The organism is Endozoicomonas sp. ALD040 (genome assembly GCF_049275945.1).
Lineage (GTDB): Bacteria > Pseudomonadota > Gammaproteobacteria > Pseudomonadales > Endozoicomonadaceae > Endozoicomonas_A.
This window is the reverse complement of the sequence record NZ_CP184829.1, coordinates 785,695-804,801: the sequence shown is the minus strand read 5'-3', so window position 1 is coordinate 804,801 and position 19,107 is coordinate 785,695. Positions and strand designations below refer to the sequence as shown.

Below are 19,107 nucleotides of genomic sequence, written 5' to 3'. Positions count from 1 at the left end.
TTTCATAATACTAACAACAGGTTGGTTCATGACAAACAGACAAAAAATATGGCAGCCTGAAACAGCGGCCTTCAAACGGTTTCTCTTTCCGGTTCACCAGAAGCCCGGTGAATCTCAGAATTCAGAGCGTTCAGAGGTAGATCAACAACCTGACTATAGTGCTTCCCAGTCTGTCGATACGGTTGAGAATACAGTACCGAAACCTCAGGAATCCATTGAGCCCTCTCCTGAAGTATTACAGAGTATTCTGGAGCAGGGTATTGAGAAAGGCTATGCCAAAGGTGTGGAAGAAGGCCGCCGAATGGGCTTTGAAGAAGGCAGAGAACTGGGCGTCAAAGAAGGTGGGCGTATTGCCACTGAAGAACAGAAAAAACTGGTATCCCTGCTGCGAAAAGAAATGTCTGAATTTCGCTCTGGTGGCAATTATGGTCGTGACGAAAAGATCAGCTGGCTAGGAAAAGTTATAGAAGAAACCTGTCGTCAGGTAGTGCGCCGGGAACTGATGACTTCTCCGGAACAGATAGTCTCTGTTGTCAGGGAAACTCTGAGTATCATGCCCGAGGATACTCAGTACACCATTCATGTGAATCCGGTCAATGCGGAGTTGCTCAAGACACTCAAACCTGACTTTGGTGCAGCCTGGCAGGTTGTCGAAGATCACGAATTACAAATAAATGACTGCCGTATTATGTCCAGCCAGACAGAAGCGGAAGCGCGCATGGAATCCCGGTTGGTGGAGTGTCTCGATATCATTCGTGAAAACTTGCCTGCCGCAATGGAGGATGCAGGTTAATGTCTCTTTCTGATGATCTGATTGAAAAACTGAAGACAGTACCTGTTGCCAAATTATCCGGGAAAGTATCAGCCATAAAAGGTCTTCTTCTGGAAGCCCAAGGGTTGCGATTGCCCATTGGCCAACTTTGTCATATCAATATGCGCAGTGGTCGTCAGGTAGAAGCAGAAGTGGTTGGCTTTGACGGGGCCAGTCAGTTTCTGATGCCCCTGTCAACGACAATGGAAGGCCTGGCAGCGGGAGACAAAATTATTCCCGTTTCTCACAATCACACCATGCCTGTGGGGGAAGAACTGTTAGGGCGGGTAGTGGATGCTATGGGTAAGCCGCTTGATTCCTCTGCCTTGAGCCTGTCTGACAGAATTTCAATTCATTCCTCCCCTCTTAATCCCATGACCAGAAAGCCGGTCGATGAGCCACTGGAAGTGGGAGTGAGAGTTATCGACAGTCTGCTGACCCTGGGAAAAGGACAAAGAGTAGGGTTGTTTGCCGGCAGTGGCGTTGGCAAAAGCACGCTTATGGGTATGATGACCCGAAATACCCGGGCTGATGTTACAGTTGTTGGTCTGATCGGTGAACGCAGTCGGGAAGTAAAGGAATTTGTGGACCAGATTCTGGGTATGGACGGTCGGGAAAAAGCGGTTGTGGTGGCCTCCCCCGGGGATGAGTCGCCCGTCCGAAGAATTCGTGCTGCACTCTATTGTCATCAAATTGCCGAGTATTTCAGAGACCAGGGCAAAACGGTTCTGCTGCTGATGGACTCCCTCACCCGCTATGCCCAGGCTCACCGTGAAATTGCCCTGGCTGTGGGTGAAGCTCCGGCAGCGAAAGGTTTTCCTCCTTCAGTATTCAGTAAGATTCCAATACTGCTGGAGCGGGCTGGAACGGGAACCGGCGAAGGTTCGGTAACGGCCATCTATACCGTACTGGCAGAAGGTGATGATATGCAGGAGCCGGTAGTAGACACTGCCCGCTCCATCCTGGATGGGCATATTGTGCTCAGTCGTGAGTTGGCGGAAAGAGGGCATTTCCCGGCCATTGATCTGGAAGCCTCCATCAGCAGAACAATGTCTCAGTTGATAACAGAAGAACATGAAAAGTGCGCCCAGGCGTTCCGACGCTTCCATGCCCGGTATAATGAGTTCAGAGAACTTATGGCGATAGGTGCTTATAAACCCGGTGCTGATCCTGAGCTTGATAAAGCGATTGAATACCGTCCGCAGATGGAGCGTTTTCTGCAGCAGAGCCGTTATGAACAGGTTGATCTCACCGGCAGTATTGAACAGCTGATACATATCTGGCGATCTGATCAGGTTGTTACATCATGAACAAAGTCCGGCGTCTGGAAAAAGCACAGTCCGCACTGGAGAAAAAGAGCCAGCTAACTAAAAGAGAGAAACAGCATGCTGAGCAGAGTCTGGCTTCACTCAACGCCCAGAAAGAGTTGTTGAATGATGCCCGGAAATCCTGCGATAGTCGTCCTGGAGAAAAACTTTCATCACTATCCTGCTGGGGTCGCAATCAGTTTGTTGAATTGCTTGAAGATGTTTCTGTATTACTGGAAGAGAAGATAAAAGCAGAGTCTGGAAATCTCGAGCAAATTAATCAGCGGCTGGAAGAAGAACGCAGAATGACCAGCGGTGTTGAACATATAAAAAATAAAGAAACCGAACAACAGCAGCAAAAACAGCTTCGGGATGAACTTCAGGAGACAGATCGACTGCTGCAGCGCTCCCCTCGATAATTCTGGCTTGCCTGTGTTAACCTGACATTTCGTCAGGTACTTTATGCAGGGAAGCATCCATGCCGCTTTTGATACCGCATTTCAGACCGCTTTTCAGATCATCCATACTCATCGCCTCGCTATTTTCTCCTCACACCTCTTCTGATACAGACCTCGCAAAAGAGATTGAACGCATTGTTTATCAATCCGTTGAAAAAGCAGTGGCCGGTTTTATTCAATCAATTCCCGGTGCCCGCTATGAACTGAAAGTCCGCCCTCTTTCTGCCAGTAAGTCCCGAAGAACCTGCAAAGGCAACCTGTCCGTCTCTGCAGTTTCCGGAACCCGTCCGCCTGTGGGAGTGGTCAAACGAACAGTAGAATGCCCTGGGGAATGGCGAATGACAGTGATGACTGAAAGTAAGATTTTGGTGCCTGTTATTCACAGTGCTCGTGCTTTGGCCAGAGGGCAGAGGCTGACCAGCGATGCTCTTGTGTTTCGGGAAGCCGATTACAGCAGGCTGAGAGGTCAGTTTTTTACTGAAATCAATGAAATCAGGGGGAGAGTTATCAAGCGCAGTATAGGTGCACAGAAACTGATTTCAGCCAATATGCTCGAAAAAGACTATGTGATTCGCAAGGGGGAAGTCGTCCAGATTATTGCCGGCGGGAATGGACTGGAGGTTTCTATGTCCGGGATGTCTCTGGATGATGGCGAATTACAGGAAACCATTCGGGTAAGAAACCGGTCTTCTGGCAAAATTGTGCACGCAGAAGTTATCAGCACAGGAAAGGTTCGAATTCATCATTAATTTTTTGCTGAATACAGTAATCAGCGTCTGATTAGATGTTTTATCAAAAAATTAACTAATCAGCAGATGATTTAGTCAATAACGATTAAATTAACCCTGTCAGAGAATGATTTTATGAGCCGCGACATTGTTAATGCCCTTATTCCGGGTACGTTACAGAATAAAAACTGGTATCAGGCTTACCTGGTTCTGCTGGGGCAGCTCTTTGCCTGGGCAAGGTTGTGTGAAATGGAGTTTTTGCCGGAGCGAGAGTTACCAGACAATCATTCTGAACTTGAGCAGCTGTTCAGAGAAATCGGGCAGAAAAAAGTACCGGTGACATTTGCCAATACAGATCAACGTATCTGGCAAATAGCCTGGCAACAGAGCGATGAATTACCTGGACAGATTCCGACAGATGAAATCACCCGAGCCTGCCACTCAGTGATGACTGCAAAGAGGCATAAGCTACTGAAGTACAATGAGATTCCTCTGGCCCTGCATCGTCGCTTCAGACCTCTCTCCTCGGCATTGCCCGAAGCCATTGGTGGACTGCTGGAGGCACTGTCCGAATCAGTTGGCAGTTGCTACCTGCCCAATGCAGACAGTTTTATTCTGGGAGCGGATCTTGCGCTCACCGGCGAGATTTATTCTGAGCAGCCTTCTATCAATACTCTGGATGCTTTGAGTGTTTTGATTAATCCGGATATTCATATTGCCCAGGGGCATCCGGTACTTGAACCTGCTTTTTTTAAATCGGGCCAGCTACAAAAGTTTGATCATGGGGTGGGTCTTCTGACAGCGGACCACCGTTATAAAGTGAATGAAGTTCGAGATATTTTCCAACGGCTGGATACCCAGGTCCGTAATGAAGAAATGTTGTTTATCCGGCATATGTTCTGGCGCTGTTCCGAACAGGTTGTCATTGCTGTGCCGGGGGTATTTCTTCAGAAAAATACCGAGCATCATATTGCCTTTCGCCGCTGGTTATTAAAACAGAACAGGCTGCACGCTATTATTAAACTGCCTAAAGGACTGCTTCCCGGACGAGCCACGCCACTTTATGTGCTGGTGGCAAAACGACAAGTTACTGATAATGTGCATTTGATAGACGCCAGCAGCGACTACTTCAAAGTTACCCCTGTGCGCAAAAAGGGAGCAGCTAAAATTCAGCTGAATAATGTTGATGTCATTCTTGAACAAATGAATGAAGAAACAGTAAACCCTCGTTTCTCCAAAAAGCTGGACAAAAGGCAGCTGATTCAGGGGAGCGTCATTCTTGATCCCGGACATTATTGTGCTGACACCCGACGCATTGATTTACTCGGTAAGCCTTTAGCTGCCAGTCATTTAGAGTCACAGGTCGATATCATAAGAGCTCAAGCTCTGCGTGATAATAGTCTGGAAAAACAGGTATTTCTGGAAGTAACAGCCAATGACATTAATGAGGCTGGAGAGATTGAGCACCCTGAAAAAGAAATTCATGTTGATGAAAAAGGGCTGAAGCGGGCAAAACAACAGTTATTGCGACCAGGCGATGTTCTACTGGTTATCAAGGGACAGGCAGGGCGAATTGCCATTGTACCGGATGTCTGTGGGTTAAACTGGGTGGCCAATCAGTCCTTTGTCATTCTTCGACTGAAGAAAAATACTTATCTCAATAGCTCTATTGTTTTGTTTCGATTCCTGCGTTCGCAAACCGGAAAAATGTTGCTTGATAGTATTTGTACAGAAAGTCAGGTGCCGTTTATTCATGGCAATGATTTAAAACAACTTCCTGTTCCCGAGTGGTCTTCCATTGAACAAAGGCAGGCAGAACAGTCGCACAGAGAAATTCTCAAACTCTATGCCCAGGTTCGGTTTATTCGCGATAAAGCGCGAATGATAGAAAGTGAGTTGTTAAAAGAAGCTTGATGCCAGAGTACCCATAATCATGGCCCAGCCGTCTACCAGAACAAACAGCATCAATTTGAAAGGCAGCGAAATCATCTGGGGCGACAGCATAATCATACCCATGGCCATGAGAACACTGGCCACTACCAGATCAATCACCAGAAAGGGTATGTATATAACAAAGCCAATTTGAAAAGCAGTTTTTAATTCACTGGTAACAAAAGCAGGAATGGCGATGGAGAAAGGCGTTTCAGCAACATCGATCGGTGGCGTTATATCGGCAATTTGATAAAACAATTCCAGATCCGTATCTCTGGTCTGGCGCAGCATAAAATCTTTGACAGGAACTTCTGCCTTTTTTAAAGCCTCTATCATTGTCAACTGCTCATCCAGATAAGGTTCAACCGCCTGGCTGTAAACAAGCCCAAATAATGGTTGCATTATAATCAGGGTCAGTGCCAGCGATATGCCAAGCAAAACCTGAGTTGGGGGAGTCTGTTGTAAACCCAGAGCCTGACGCAGAATGGCCAGAACAATAATAATCCGGGTAAAGGACGTCATCATCAGCAGCGCAGCAGGAATAAAACTCAGTGCTGTCATCAGAATCAGAATCTGAAGACTGGCGCTGTATTCCTGAGAATCACCATTACTGGTGACAGTCATTAATGGAAAGCCTTCCTGCCCCCAGCTGAGTGACGGAGTCAGGAGAAATGTCAGGCCGACATAGATCAGCAACCTTATAGTCATGGGTCAGGCCAGATTTTTCAGACGTTCTGATTCGCTGATGACATCCAGCAGGCGAATGCCGTACTTATCGTTGATCACCACAACTTCGGCGTAGGCGACCAGAGTACCATTGACTTTCACTTCCAAAGGCTCGGAGGCTTCTTTCTCCAGCTCTACAATTGAGCCTTTATTAAGGTGCATTAGTTCACCAATGTTAATTTCGGTGCTGCCCAGTTCCAGAGACAGTGTCACCGGAATGTCAAGTATCATGCCCAGATCACTGACTGACTGCGGCGGGTTATTGGTATCTTCCAGTAGCTCTCTGGAGGTGGTTTCTGATTCCAGACTGTCCTGAAGACTGACACCATCACCTGCAGGTTGTGGCGGAGCCAGTTCCTGCTCGTTTTCATTTTCTTCATTACTCATGGATGATATTTCCTCGGGCTGGTGGATCTCTACTCTTTCTGGCCTGGATACAGAGAGTTAAGAATTTTCATGGCCAGCATATTATTCACAGTGCAGACGTCAGCACGGTAGGCTGGAATGCCTGCAAACTTGACAGTGACACTGCTGGGAATATCTGCCTGAATGATCTGTCCCGTTTTCAGTCTCAGCACATCGCGAAGGCTCAGCTTCAACTCGCACAATCGGGCAGAGACTTCCAGTGGAGCCTGCATAACCCCGGCCATCATGTTGCGTTGCCAGGTGGGATCCTGTTCTGTAAATTTAAAGGCCTGCAGCTTTTCTCTGACCGGTTCCAGAGCCTGATAAGGCATGATGATATGAAATGGACTTTCTGTGGAGCCAAGGGAAATAGTGAAGCGGCTCAGGAGAATAATCTCAGTATCTGAGCGAAAAACGGTGGATATGGGGCGGTTGTGATTTTCAGCAAGACGTATCTTGAAAGAAAGAATACTGCTCCAGGCTTCGGTCTGGTCATCCGCTGCAGATTTTAGCAGGCGTTCCATGATACGAATTTCGGCGTTGGTCAGTTCCTCTTCATGGTTTTCGTTAAACTCACCGGTACCACTGAAAAAAATGTCTACAAGAGAATATAAAAGCGGTGTCTCCAGGGCCATGAAGCCAGCGCACTTCAGTGTTGTTGAACGGTAGATATACTGTACATCAGGTATATTTTCCTGATGCAGATAATCACCGATTGCCAGGGAATCGACCGATTCGAAATGAATATCTACCGGGCGACGAAAAACAGCAGTGAGACTGTGACGAAATAATTGGGAAAAACGCCGGTAGATCAATTCAAGTGTCGGCAAAAGGTCGTGAATCTTATAATCCGGGTTAGTCAGATCATAAGTCGTCAGATCCTTGAATTTTGAAGGCGGATGAACCCGGCGAGTCTTTGTTTCACCCGACAGGCTGGATTCGGTATTGTTTGATAAAGATTTCCGTTCCATGGGAAATTCCATATAACTGGCTTATCACCAGATAATTCTTGTTATTAAAAAACATACCGCTATTAGCTGATAAAGACAATCAGCCAATCTTGCCAACCACTATGACTTCTTTATTTTCAGGAATTTCATTAAACGACAATACATGCATACCCTCGGTGCATAGACGAGCATATCTGGCCATGGCCGGGCGCAATGATGCATTGACAAGCATGACAGGCACTTTTCCTTCAGCAGCAAGGTTGGCAGAGACTTCTGGCATTTGAACTTGAAGTTGCTCCGCAATTCGGGGTTCAAGTGGCAGTGTGTCAGGGGAGAAGTCGTTACTCTGACGAGCTTGTTGGTAACTTTGCATAATGACCTGCTCCAGCTCTGAGCTCATGGTGACAACCGGTATTTCAGAGGTGTTGCCTACCAGGTTCTGGATAATGCTGCGACGCAGGGCAATTCGAACTTCAGAGGTCAGCAGGTGTGGTTCTGTAATCCGTTCAGACGACTCCAGTAAGGTGCTGGCAATGGTTTGAATATCACTGACAGAGACATCTTCGGTCAGCAAATCTCTGAGTATTCGGGAAAACACACTCATGGACAGCTTTTTGGGAATAAGATCTTCAGCCAGTTTGGGGGAATAGTGAGTCAGCTTATCCAGCAGTTGCACTACTTCATCATGCCCAAGCAGCTCACTGGCGTGCTCATCAATAATTTTATTAAGGTGTGTAGCGATAACCGTAGCAGCGTCGACTACCGTGTAGCCCAGTCCGACGGCATGTTCCCGCTCTGAGGTTTCAATCCAGAGTGCTTCCAGTCCGTAAGCAGGCTCTGAAGTTGCAATACCATTTATCTCACCAAATACTTCACCGGGATTGATCGCCAATAAACGCATGGGCTCAATCTGTCCTTCGGCAACAATGACACCCTTGAGCAGTATATTGTAACTATCAGGTTTCAGGTTCAGATTATCTTTCACATGCACGCTGGGAATCAGAAAGCCCAGCTCCCGGGATTGGGTTTTGCGAATGCCTTTTAGCTGAGTGAGTAGTTGAGCGCCCTGATTTTCATCTGCCAGAGGAATGAGTTTATAACCCAGTTCAAGCCCCAGGGTATCCACTGGCGGAATATCTCCCCAGGACCAGGGTGATGACTCACTGACATCTTCTGTATTGGCTGCAGAGTGGCTGGATTCGGGTTCATCCTTCTGATGTTTGTTGGTGGTCCACCAGGCCAGAAACGCCACGATCAGGCCCAGACTGAGAAAGGGTACATGGGGCATACCGGGAACAATGCCTATCACCATTAAAATCATGGCTGTGAGGCCCAACGCTTTCGGAGAAGAGAACATCTGTTCGGAAACCTGATGCCCTACATCCGCAGATTCAGAGACACGGGTTACCATGATAGCCGCAGAGGTGGAGAGCAGCAGCGAAGGAATCTGGGCCACCAGACCATCACCAATCGTCAGAAGAGAATAAACAGCAAAGGCTTCCCCGGCAGATAACCCTTGGCCAATGGTGCCTATCAGCATTCCACCTATGATATTGATGGCAAGAATAAGCAGGCCGGCCACAGCATCACCCCGGACAAACTTACTGGCACCATCCATTGAGCCATAGAAGTCTGCCTCCCGGCGTACACTTTCCCGGCGGTCGTGCGCTTCCTGCTGATCAATAACGCCGGCATTGAGGTCTGCATCAATGGACATCTGCTTGCCTGGCAGGGCATCGAGAGTGAAGCGGGCGGTCACCTCAGAAATACGACCAGCACCCTTGGTGACCACGACAAAGTTGATAATCACCAGAATAAAGAACACCACCAGACCAACAACGTAACTGTTGCCAATAACAACCTCACCAAAGGATTGAATCACCTTTCCGGCAGCGCCATTGCCAGTATGTCCATTCAGAAGAACCACCCGGGTTGATGCCACGTTCAGGGCAAGGCGCAACAAAGTGGAAACCAGCAGGATGGTTGGAAACACCGCAAATTCAAGAGGTCGAAGTGTGTAAATACTAACTAACAGGATGAGCAGAGACAGTGCGATGTTGAAGGTAAAGAATACATCCAGCATAAAAGGCGGCATCGGCAGTGTAACCATACCGAGCGTCATCAGAACGATCAGCGGAATCCCGATATTCAGGTTGCCGCTTTTGGGCGACATCATGTATAGCAGACGTTGAGCTTCCTTGATCATTGTCTCTTCTTATCCCATTTTTCCCGGAAGGCGCTGGGGACTTCCGGTGTTGGTAAATCGGGTGCCTTGCTTCTGCGTCCGGCCTGAAAGTCATTCAGATGATGGACGTAAGCCAAAACCTGGGCAACGGCCAAAAACAGGTCGTCGGCAATTTCCTGATTTAACTGTGTCGTATGATAAATCACCCGGGTTAACGTGGGTGACTGTACCACCGGCTTATTGTATTCCCGTGCCACAGCGCAGATACGCAGGGCTACTCTGTCAACGCCTTTTGCTACGACATAGGGCGCTCTGGCCTTGTCCAGATCATATTTCAGAGCCACTGCAAAGTGAGTTGGGTTGGTGATAATGACATCCGCCGAAGGAACGGCCTGCATCATTCTGCGACCCGCAATTTCCTGTTGCTTCTCCCGCAGTCTTGAACGAAGCTCTGGCTGACCTTCAGACTCTTTCATTTCATCACGCATTTCCTTGTGTGTCATGCGCAGTTTTTTCATGTGGTTCCATCTTTGGAAAGGTACATCAATAAAACAGATCAACAGCAGGGCACTGACCAGAATGGTGATGGCCATGGTAAGGTGGCTGAGGCCCTCTGAAACTGCTTGAAATATCGGCAGCCGGTTGAGCCAGAGCACATCCCGAAAGAACCATTGATTTATGAGCCAGAGGGAAAAAGCCAGCAGAGAGATTTTGGCAATGGACTTTAACAACTCAATCATGGAGTTGGCAGAAAACATGCGTTTAATGCCTTTGAGAAAACTGATGCGCTCAGCCTTGGGTCGTATCTGTTTATTTGAGAATATCCAGCCTCCTAAAGCCGCTGAAGCGGCTATTGAGGCCAGAATGACAATCAGCATAAAGGGCAGCAAGCCGGAGAACCCCTGAGTCATGCTGACGATCAGGTGATCCGTCAGCCAGCTTTCCTGACGCAATACGTCTTTTTCAAACCTGAAGCTTTTGTACATAACCTGAAACAGCTGGTCGCGAATTAATCCACCACTGAGCCATAAAGCAACCAGGGTTGAAGCCAGCAAAGCAAAGGTGACCAGTTCCCGGGATCGGGGAACCTGGCCTTCGTCACGGCTCTTCTGAAGTTTTCGTTCGGAGGGTTCTTCTGAGCGTTCGCCAGTCTGTGATTCTTCTGCCATCTGAAAATTCCTAAAGAACCAGTGATCGTAGAATGTCCAGAACAGTCCGGGTAAATCGTGTGAAGACACCGTTCAGGGTGGAACTGATCAGCATCAGAATAAAAATGCCTGCCAGCATGGTCAGAGGAAAGCCCAGACTGAAAATATTGAATTGCGGCGCCGAGCGGTTCATTACACCAAAGGTAAAAGTGACAATTAATAATGCAACAATGGCGGGAAGAACCATCAGTAGTGCGCTGGCAAACATCCAGCCGCCCATGGCGGGAAGCCGGTCAATATCCAGTTGGCGAATAGAAAAGGGCGCAATGGGAATGGTATTAAAGCTCTCCACAACAATAGAAATGACGACCAGATGCCCATCAAATGCCAGAAACATCAGAAAGCTCAGCAGTTGGAATACCTGGCTGATTACCGGAATCTGGGCGCCGTTCATCGGATCAAACATGACCGCCATACCCAGACCCATCTGCAGGGAGAGCATTTGTCCGGCGGAGGTGAAAATAGCGAAATAGATTTGCAGTACCATCGCCATTAAAAGCCCGACAGCCAGCTGTTGTGCAGTGATCAGAAGGGCTTCACCCGACAGTGGCTCTACTGCGGGTACCGCAGGCAGCATGGGGGCCACAATAATAGTGATGGCCATCGCCAGAATTACCCGGATTCTGGGTGCCACTACCTGACTGCTGATAATGGGCATTGCCAGAAAGAGGGCTCCGATACGAAAAAACGGCCAGAGGTACTGACCAATCCAGCCCACCACTTCAGAGAAGGTAAAGGTTCCCATCAGGCCAGCATCTCAGGAATAAATTCATACAGCCGGAGAAACAGATCCATAAATTCCTGAATCAGCCAGGGGCCCGTCATGCCTATAGTAACCAGTGTTGCCAGCAGACGGGGCAGGAAACTGAGGGTTTGCTCATTGATTTGAGTCGCTGCCTGCAGTGTGCTGACCACCAGACCCACCAGCAGTCCGGGCATCACAATCACCGATACCATCAGAACAATGAGGGTCAGCGCATCACGAAAAAGGTCTGCCACAACTTCCGGTGTCATGGGGTTTCCTCTGAATAGTTCAGGTTGTTTCGCAACTTTGCAAAACAGACTGCAACCCGAAGAAATTAACCAAGAGCATAGTTTTCTAAAATGAATTCGCAATAGATATATAAAAACATTTTTTTACTTTAAAAACGACTTAAAAGAATGGCAAGTCTATTTAATAAATCCAGAAGCCTTCCCGAGTGGTACTTATCAACAGGCAGTACGTTGAAGTTATTAAGCGAGTAAAACCATGAATAGGAATTAGTAAAATGGCAATGACCGTAAATACCAATATCTTCTCTCAGAATGCTCAGCGTAATCTGAGTAAGACCGAGGCAGGTCTTCAGACCGCCATGCAGCGTCTGTCTTCTGGTATGCGTATTAACAGTGCTAAGGATGATGCTGCCGGTTTGCAGATTGCGAATAAAATGGCTGCACAAATTGGTGGACTTGGTGTCGCTATCCGTAATGCCAACGATGGCATCTCCATGGCCCAGACTGCTGAAGGTGCTATGAGCGAGATCACTAACTCTTTGCTGCGTATGAGGGATCTGGCTTTGCAGGCGTCAAGTGGTACCTATGAGGCTGCTGATGTTACCGCCCTGCAAGCCGAATACGATGCTCAACTGGCTGAGATTGGCCGTATTGCCGCAACGACTGAGTTTAACGGGACAACCGTTCTTGGCGCAGGTACCGTCGAAATTGCAGTTGACTATACCGATGCTACCACCAATAACATAGACCTTAACTTTACTGCCGTTGCGCTGACCGCTGTTACCTTTACCGATGCCGCTACCGCTCAAACAGCAGTGGGTGCATTGGATGTGGATATTGCTGCTTATGACGCTGTTCGAGCCAGTCTGGGTGCATCCCAAAACCGACTGAGCACTACCGTCAATAACCTTTCAAATATCCGTGAAAATCTGAGTGCTTCCAGAAGCCGTATCGTGGATACTGATTTTGCTTCAGAAACAGCGAATCTGAGTAAGTATCAGGTTATGCAACAGGCCGGTACTGCTGTGTTGGCTCAGGCTAACGCGATCCCTCAGAACATTCTGTCTCTGCTGCGTTAATCGCTGGAGAGGTAACATTCAGTCAGCTTTAATGCTGATGGTCTTTGTGGGAGCCAGTGAGCTCCCATTTTTTATAGAGCTGTCTGTTATTCGGTTATGTTTCTCAAAGCGGTGCCGACTGAATAAAAGCAGGCATTAATCAGAGGCTGATTATGTTCAGTTTAAGTGGCATCTATTCAGGGCTGGATGTTAACTCCATTGTTGACACTTTGGTGGAGGCCGAGCGTGCTCCCAGTGAAAACCGTTATGCCCGCAGAGAGGAGGCCTTTAATGTAGAACTGTCTGCCGTCGGGACGCTAAAGTCTGCACTGAATGATTTTAATACTCAGGTAGAAAGCCTGAACAGCATCAGTAAATTCAGTCCCAGAGCCGTCAGTGTCAGTAATGAGTCCGTTCTGAGCGCAACCGCTTCCAGCAGCGCCGGGGAAGGCAGTTATCAGTTTTATGTGGATCAGCTGGCGACTCGCCACCAGACTGTATCCGCAGCTATCGCTACAGATGCCACTATTGGTTCCGGAACGGTCAATCTCTCGGTTAACGGTGAAAGCTTCTCCGTTACGGTCGAACCGGGTTCAGAAAGCCTGACTAATTTACGCGATGCTATAAACAGCGCAGCCGATAACACCGGGGTTCAGGCAGCGATTATTAATGAAAACGGTCAGCAACGTCTGATGCTGACTAGTGAGAAATCCGGAGCAGCAAACACCATAACGAGTGACTTCAGTGGCCTTTCCGGTGGCTCAGCAACCCTGGGTTCCTTTACCGATTTACAGGTGGCAGTGGATGCCAGTATCCGGTTTGGTGCAGGAGCCTCTGCAATCACTATTACTTCCGAAGATAACCAACTGGAAAACCTTATTGATGGCGTCACGCTCAATCTGAAAGCCGTCAGCACAGATCCGGTTACCGTGAATATCTCCGTAGACAAAGACAGCCTGAAAGAGTCCATGCAGGAGTTTGTGGATGCCTGGAACAATGTTAAGTCTACCCTTGATACTCTCACAGATTTCAACGGTGTTTCAGCGGGGCCTCTCAATGGTGATAGCCAGACCCGGGCTATTGAGGGTCAGTTGAGAAGTGTCATCAGTTCTTTATATGGTGAAGACGGTGACACATTCAGAACACTCGGGCAATTGGGTCTGACGACTACCGAAGACGGCTCAATAACCCTGGATAACGATAGTCTGGATGACGCCCTGATTAACAACTTTGATGAATTGGCGCAGGTACTGGCTGGTGAAGATGGCTTAATGAATCAAATGGCAGCCGTTCTCACTCCCCACCTTGAAAGTAGCGGAACGCTTGACAGTCGAGAGGACAGGATTGAAGAGGGCTTGAGTGATATTGAAGATGATCGTGCGGCACTGGAGCTGAGACTGGAGCGGACCCGCAGCTATTACCAGAATCAGTTCCTGGCGATGGAAAGTATTCTGGCCTCACTGAGTGGAACCAGTGACTGGATCACCAGCAGTCTGAATAGTCTGAATAACAATAATTCCTGATCATGGAGAGGGTCATGAAGAAAAAAGGTCTGGGTGCTTATCAGCAACAGGAAAAAGCGGGTGTAGAAGCGTCTGATTCTGTTCAGCTGGTGGGTGTGTTGTTTACCAAACTGATGGACAATCTGGCTAAAGCAAGCCACCACATTGAGCGAAAGGATCTGACCAACAAGTCTGATCGCCTCTCCCTGTCTATCGAAATTCTGCTGGTGCTGGAACAGTCTCTGGATTTTGAAAGAGGTGGTGACTTGGCCGGAAATCTCCAATCGTTATATCTCTATTGCATCAGACGTTTAACTGAGGCCAATGCAAAAAATGATTTGACTGCTATCAGTGAAGTTATGGGGCTGCTAAAAGAAATACAGGAAGCCTGGGCCCATATTTCCCTTCCTCAAGCTGCGATTGCCACTATTCAGTAACGGAGCGGTTTGAATGGAAAACCAGGCTCTGCCAGTTTTTTCGTTGTTATCTCTATCGAGTTCAGCGCCATCGGTTGATGGTGCTCAACCGCAGGTCATGGCGGCTGCTGAGACAGTTACTACTTCTTCTGAGTTGACATTTGAAACTGTTCTTCAACAGTTTTCCTCAATAGAATCTGCATCCACAGAGTTAGTCTCTCCGGAGCTTCTGGCTGCAGGGTTGATACCTGTTGATGGGCAGGCAAAAACAAATTTACCCTTGGCAAACCCTGACGTTTCAGAGCTGACAAAGCATATTCCCGTCACCAGCTTACCGATACTGACCAGAGAAGCAAAACCTGAACAGTCCGCCGTAGAAATAAAAAGTACCTCTTTAACAGTAGGGGTTACTGAACGGCCTGATTTAAATCTGTCAATGCCCGGAAAATCTGAAAAACTCCGCCTGCCTGTTCGACCACAGGAATCAGAGGTCTCTCTGACTCCGGTTAATACTCAGTGGGTGTCTCAGACTCAAAAACCATTAACGGATGTTAATCTGGTAGAGGAAGTCGATCACCAGACAGGAAAATTTAAGCCGGAAATCACTCTGAAACCGGATCAGATCCAGACAGAAGCCAAAGCGCCGGAGATAAAAAATCACCATGGATCAAAAGAAATTCCAGCTCCGCTGTCTCTGTTCAATTTCGAAGTGGAACGGAAGGTTTCTTTAAAAACAGCGCCTGCGCTGGTACAGCAGACCGAGTCAATACAGGCCATCGTTAATCAGACGCCTCAAACCTCCCAACAGCCTGTTTCCATTCAGATGACTGAGCCATCATCAGCAGCCCAGTCAGCCACAGTTAAGCAACCTTTCCTGCAACCTGAAGTAGCTCAGCGACCCTTCGGGCAGACAGTGGTGCAAATGATTAAGCAGGGTGAGCAGAAAATGGAGTTTCGGTTAGACCCACCGGAATTGGGTCGTGTAACGCTGACGGTTAGCGTTGACAGAGACGCTGTCAGCCTTCAGGTGATAACAGCAACACCCGCTGCCAGAGACTTGCTGCTGCTTCACGGAGATCGCCTGCGGGAAGCTCTTAATAGTGAATCACTGACTCTGGGGCAAATGTCAGTGGATGTGGGTAGCCAGAAAGACGCTGATACGTCGGAACAATCTTCAGAATATCTGCCCACCGCCGATGGTTGTCTTGAATCAAATGGTTATCAGAGCGCCCAGGAACAATTCAGGCTTCATGGCGGCAGATTATTGGATCATTTCGTTTAACAGATCATCGGAAAAGGAGTTTCTGGACTCATGGCAGATGAAAAAGAAGGCAGTGACTCTGAAAACAAAAATTCAGGCCACGGCAAGTTATTAATCATCATCATTATTCTTCTGGTGCTGTTGCTGGCGGGTGGTGGCGCTTTTGTGGCAATGACAATGATGAATCCGCCGCAGCAACAGGAACAGCAACAGCAACAGCAGCCGCAACCGCAAGCTGCAGCATTGGGACCACCCAGTTTTATGGTGCTTGAGCCATTTATTATCACTCTCAAAAGTGATGCCCGACCTCGATATATGCAGATAAAACAGTCATTGATGGTACGGGATGAAACCGTGATCGCAACACTGGAAGCCTACCGGCCTCTTATTCGTAATGAAGTCATCAACTATCTGGGCTCACTCTCGTTTGAAGAGGTTAAAGCCGGGGGAGTTACAGAGATTATCCGTGCTGAAACGCTGGCAAGAGTCAATGCCCTGCTCGAGAAAGAGAGGGTGGGAGCAAGGGTGGATGACTGTCTGATTACGGATCTTGTGATCCAGTAGCAACTTAGTGGCTGAGATGCAGCAAAAAGGACTTGACGCTTATCGCCAACAGGCAGGAAATCAGCGGGATGTTCTGGTTAAACAGCACTTGTCTCTGGTCAAAAAGATTGTGCTGCATCTGGCCAGTAGTCTGGGTAGTAACATTTCCCGGGATGATCTCTTGCAAGCCGGGATGATGGGGCTTCTGGATGCTGCCAGTCGTTACGATCCGGGCCGCAAAGTCCCCTTTGAACAGTTTGCCAAAACCCGGATTCGAGGCGCAGTGATTGATGAGTTACGACAGTGGGACTGGCGCAGCAGAACAGATCGGGAACACGGACAGAAGATCAGGAAGGCAATTCAGACGCTTAATACAAAGCTGGGACGGGCTCCGTCCGAGTCAGAAATTGCAAAAGAGCTTGGTGTCAGCCTTGAGCGATACCACCGCATGTTGCAGAGCAGTAATTCCGACAATCTGCTGAGTCTGGATGGGCTGATGCAGGGTGAGGCTGACAGCAAAATCATAGAGGTTAATCAGGATGACTCTATAGAAGTGGTTGCCATGGGAGGGGAGCGCAGCAGGGCCCTGGCAAATGCTTTAAAGGAGTTACCGGAACGAGAGCAACATTTGATGAATCTCTATTATGTTCATGAACTGAATATGAAAGAAATTGGAGAAGCTCTGGATCTGACGGAGGCCCGTATTTGTCAGTTACACCGTCAGGCTGTTCTAAGACTGCGCTCGCTGCTGGAAGAATGGAACAGGGAATAGTGTTATGAAAATCTTGGGGCTGCTTATCCAGCTAGGCTGCATCTTTGGTGGCTTTATGGCTGCGGGTGGTGAAATGAGGGCTATCTGGCAGCCAGCAGAAATAGTGATGATTGGTGGTGGCGCCTTGGGGGCGTTTATGATTGCCAACCCAACGAATGTTGTCAAAGCGGCCGGGCGACATTTGGTTTATACCGTCAATAATTCAGGTTTTAATCGTGAATATTTTGATGAGCTGCTCTCTCTTTTGTATACGTTGTTCAATATGGCGAAAAAAAAGGGAGGGACCAAGGCGCTTGAAGAGCATATAGAAAACCCTGAAAACAGCGATGTTTTTTCCAAATACCCTCTGATAATGAAGACCCCTCATATCTATAACTTCATTACTGAAAACCTCAGGTTGTCACTGGTAGACGGCATTGAGCCCCACGAATACGAAACCATTATTGAGGAAGAAATTGAATCCATGGAGTCAGAAATGATGCGTCCGGCGGATGCTCTGCAGCTGATTTCTGATGCATTGCCGGGTTTCGGTATTCTCGCGGCAGTACTGGGTATCGTTATTACTATGGGTGCGATAGATGGCCCAATGGATCAACTGGGCCGATTGATTGCTGCGGCTCTGACAGGTACTTTTCTTGGCATATTTATGGCCTACGGATTAGTAGGACCCTGTGCAACGGCCATTGGCCACTCAATCGATCAGGAGATTAGAGCATTTCATTGCATCAGGGTGGGGCTGGGCAGTAACAAGTCCGGTTTTCCTCCTGTTGTTTCAGTGGATTCCGGCAGGAAAATGCTTTTTGCGGACAAACGCCCCACTTTTAGTGAACTGGAAGAGTTGCTGGACGGCTCATGAGTAAAGATCATGTCATTGTCATTAAAAAGAAACATGGCGGTCATGGCGATGGACATCATGGCGGTTCATGGAAAGTAGCCTTTGCTGATTTTGCCATTGCCATGATGGCTTTGTTTCTTTTGCTCTGGATCATGAGCGCCACGGACAAGGAACAGAAGAAAGCCATTGCCACCTATTTTGAAGATCCGGGCTCATTCCGCCATCCAAGCAGTTCCAAGCCCATTAATTTTGGGGGAATGAATACTTTGGTGAATATTCCCAGACCAGGGGCAAACAATCGAGGCAGGGAAGAGACTGAAGTTATTGCTGAGGATATGGACAAAACCCTGAATAACACGCTGATTTTCGACAAGCTGTCCGATGAATTACAAAAATTGGTAGGCGGCAGTAAATCAGCTGGAAGATATGAAGATTACATTGATCTGGAGAAAACACCGGAAGGCTTACGCATTGTCATTCTGGACAATAACAAGAAGAATATGTTTGAAAAGGGGAGCGCGAGACTGCAGCCATTTTTTCAGGATTTAATGCTTGAGATGGCCCCTATTTTGAACAAACTTTCTTTCAGTCTCATGATCAGCGGTCATACCGACAGCTCAGGCTTTCAGAGGAATAACTATTCAAACTGGGAACTGTCATCAGCCCGGGCTCAGGTTGCCAGAAGAACACTGGTTTTCGGAGGACTGGAGGAGTCCCGGATTATGATGGTGTTGGGTATGGCTGACCGGGTACTGCGCGACCCTGAAAACCCTGAATCCAGCTCCAATCGTAGAATTGAAATTCTGTTTTTGAACGAGGAAATGGAAAAGCGGATTGAAGATATGTTTGCACCGGTTGAAGAAGGTACCGAAGATGTAATTCAGGAAGGCACCGAAAAACTGAGTGATGAAGACTCGCAGAAAATGCGCACAGCTCTGGACAAAGCCCGGGACAATCAGCTTCCGGAAGAAATGAAAGATGATATAAACTGGGGAGACAATTAAGCATCTGACCAGT

Annotated in this window: 20 protein-coding genes; 13 read left to right on the top strand and 7 right to left on the bottom strand. The window is 48.0% G+C overall.

Annotation, left to right across the window (positions count from 1 at the left end):
* Window positions 1-28: 28 nt before the first annotated feature.
* The 5 genes from ACOJUN_RS02810 to ACOJUN_RS02790 all read left to right on the top strand — a co-directional run bounded on the left by ACOJUN_RS02810 (window position 29) and on the right by ACOJUN_RS02790 (window position 5,218).
* The gene (locus ACOJUN_RS02810; RefSeq protein ID WP_422135155.1) at window positions 29-793 is read left to right on the top strand and encodes a FliH/SctL family protein; all 765 of its coding nucleotides are present in this window, start codon (window positions 29-31) and stop codon (window positions 791-793) included.
* The gene (locus ACOJUN_RS02805; RefSeq protein ID WP_422135154.1) at window positions 793-2,121 is read left to right on the top strand and encodes a FliI/YscN family ATPase; all 1,329 of its coding nucleotides are present in this window, start codon (window positions 793-795) and stop codon (window positions 2,119-2,121) included. The genes ACOJUN_RS02810 and ACOJUN_RS02805 overlap by 1 nt, the downstream gene beginning before the upstream one ends.
* Window positions 2,118-2,537 (top strand): hypothetical protein, encoded by a 420-nt coding sequence (locus tag ACOJUN_RS02800; RefSeq protein ID WP_422135153.1) that lies wholly within the window; start codon window positions 2,118-2,120, stop codon window positions 2,535-2,537. The genes ACOJUN_RS02805 and ACOJUN_RS02800 overlap by 4 nt, the downstream gene beginning before the upstream one ends.
* 59 nt (window positions 2,538-2,596) lie before the next feature.
* Window positions 2,597-3,325 (top strand): flagellar basal body P-ring formation chaperone FlgA, encoded by a 729-nt coding sequence (gene flgA / locus ACOJUN_RS02795; protein WP_422135152.1) that lies wholly within the window; start codon window positions 2,597-2,599, stop codon window positions 3,323-3,325.
* A gap of 114 nt (window positions 3,326-3,439) precedes the next feature.
* The gene (locus ACOJUN_RS02790; protein WP_422135151.1) at window positions 3,440-5,218 is read left to right on the top strand and encodes an N-6 DNA methylase; all 1,779 of its coding nucleotides are present in this window, start codon (window positions 3,440-3,442) and stop codon (window positions 5,216-5,218) included.
* On the opposite strand, the gene fliP is transcribed toward ACOJUN_RS02790, so the two are convergent.
* The 7 genes from fliP to ACOJUN_RS02755 form a co-directional block, all read right to left on the bottom strand.
* Complete coding sequence (gene fliP / locus ACOJUN_RS02785; RefSeq protein WP_422135150.1) at window positions 5,204-5,944, bottom strand: flagellar type III secretion system pore protein FliP; 741 nt, start codon at window positions 5,942-5,944, stop codon at window positions 5,204-5,206. The genes ACOJUN_RS02790 and fliP overlap by 15 nt on opposite strands.
* Before the next feature lie 3 nt (window positions 5,945-5,947).
* Window positions 5,948-6,349 carry a flagellar motor switch protein FliN gene (gene fliN, locus ACOJUN_RS02780; RefSeq protein ID WP_422135149.1) on the bottom strand — a complete coding sequence of 134 codons (402 nt, stop codon included), beginning with the start codon at window positions 6,347-6,349 and terminating at the stop codon, window positions 5,948-5,950.
* A 29-nt stretch (window positions 6,350-6,378) separates the two neighbouring features.
* Window positions 6,379-7,338, bottom strand: coding sequence for a flagellar motor switch protein FliM (locus ACOJUN_RS02775; protein WP_422135148.1), 960 nt, complete (start codon window positions 7,336-7,338; stop codon window positions 6,379-6,381).
* Between the two features lie 79 nt (window positions 7,339-7,417).
* On the bottom strand, window positions 7,418-9,523 hold the full coding sequence (gene flhA, locus ACOJUN_RS02770; protein ID WP_422135147.1) for a flagellar biosynthesis protein FlhA: 2,106 nt from the start codon (window positions 9,521-9,523) through the stop codon (window positions 7,418-7,420).
* On the bottom strand, window positions 9,520-10,671 hold the full coding sequence (gene flhB, locus ACOJUN_RS02765; protein WP_422135146.1) for a flagellar biosynthesis protein FlhB: 1,152 nt from the start codon (window positions 10,669-10,671) through the stop codon (window positions 9,520-9,522). The genes flhA and flhB overlap by 4 nt, the downstream gene beginning before the upstream one ends.
* A 10-nt stretch (window positions 10,672-10,681) precedes the next feature.
* Window positions 10,682-11,455: a flagellar biosynthetic protein FliR gene (gene fliR / locus ACOJUN_RS02760; protein WP_422135145.1), complete on the bottom strand. Its 774-nt coding sequence runs from the start codon at window positions 11,453-11,455 to the stop codon at window positions 10,682-10,684.
* Window positions 11,455-11,724: a flagellar biosynthetic protein FliQ gene (locus ACOJUN_RS02755; RefSeq protein WP_422135144.1), complete on the bottom strand. Its 270-nt coding sequence runs from the start codon at window positions 11,722-11,724 to the stop codon at window positions 11,455-11,457. Before ACOJUN_RS02755 ends, fliR begins: the two co-directional genes overlap by 1 nt.
* A 254-nt stretch (window positions 11,725-11,978) precedes the next feature.
* Between ACOJUN_RS02755 and ACOJUN_RS02750 the strand changes: the two genes are divergently transcribed.
* The 8 genes from ACOJUN_RS02750 (at window position 11,979) to ACOJUN_RS02715 (ending at window position 19,094) form a co-directional block, all read left to right on the top strand.
* The gene (locus tag ACOJUN_RS02750; RefSeq protein WP_422135143.1) at window positions 11,979-12,782 is read left to right on the top strand and encodes a flagellin; all 804 of its coding nucleotides are present in this window, start codon (window positions 11,979-11,981) and stop codon (window positions 12,780-12,782) included.
* 152 nt (window positions 12,783-12,934) lie between these two features.
* On the top strand, window positions 12,935-14,284 hold the full coding sequence (fliD, locus tag ACOJUN_RS02745; protein ID WP_422135142.1) for a flagellar filament capping protein FliD: 1,350 nt from the start codon (window positions 12,935-12,937) through the stop codon (window positions 14,282-14,284).
* Window positions 14,285-14,298: 14 nt separating this feature from the next.
* Entirely contained in the window at window positions 14,299-14,700 is a 402-nt protein-coding gene (gene fliS / locus ACOJUN_RS02740; RefSeq protein WP_422135141.1) for a flagellar export chaperone FliS, read from the top strand.
* Between the two features lie 13 nt (window positions 14,701-14,713).
* Entirely contained in the window at window positions 14,714-15,961 is a 1,248-nt protein-coding gene (locus ACOJUN_RS02735; RefSeq protein ID WP_422135140.1) for a flagellar hook-length control protein FliK, read from the top strand.
* Between the two features lie 30 nt (window positions 15,962-15,991).
* Window positions 15,992-16,504, top strand: a complete 513-nt coding sequence (locus ACOJUN_RS02730; protein ID WP_422135139.1) for a flagellar basal body-associated FliL family protein — start codon at window positions 15,992-15,994, stop codon at window positions 16,502-16,504.
* Window positions 16,505-16,520: 16 nt separating this feature from the next.
* A complete protein-coding gene (locus ACOJUN_RS02725) occupies window positions 16,521-17,255 on the top strand; it encodes a sigma-70 family RNA polymerase sigma factor (RefSeq protein ID WP_422135138.1) in 735 nt (244 codons plus the stop codon).
* A 4-nt stretch (window positions 17,256-17,259) separates the two neighbouring features.
* Window positions 17,260-18,111: a flagellar motor stator protein MotA gene (gene motA / locus ACOJUN_RS02720; RefSeq protein ID WP_317145266.1), complete on the top strand. Its 852-nt coding sequence runs from the start codon at window positions 17,260-17,262 to the stop codon at window positions 18,109-18,111.
* Window positions 18,108-19,094: a flagellar motor protein MotB gene (locus ACOJUN_RS02715; RefSeq protein ID WP_422135137.1), complete on the top strand. Its 987-nt coding sequence runs from the start codon at window positions 18,108-18,110 to the stop codon at window positions 19,092-19,094. The genes motA and ACOJUN_RS02715 overlap by 4 nt, the downstream gene beginning before the upstream one ends.
* The last annotated feature ends 13 nt before the right edge of the window (window positions 19,095-19,107 follow it).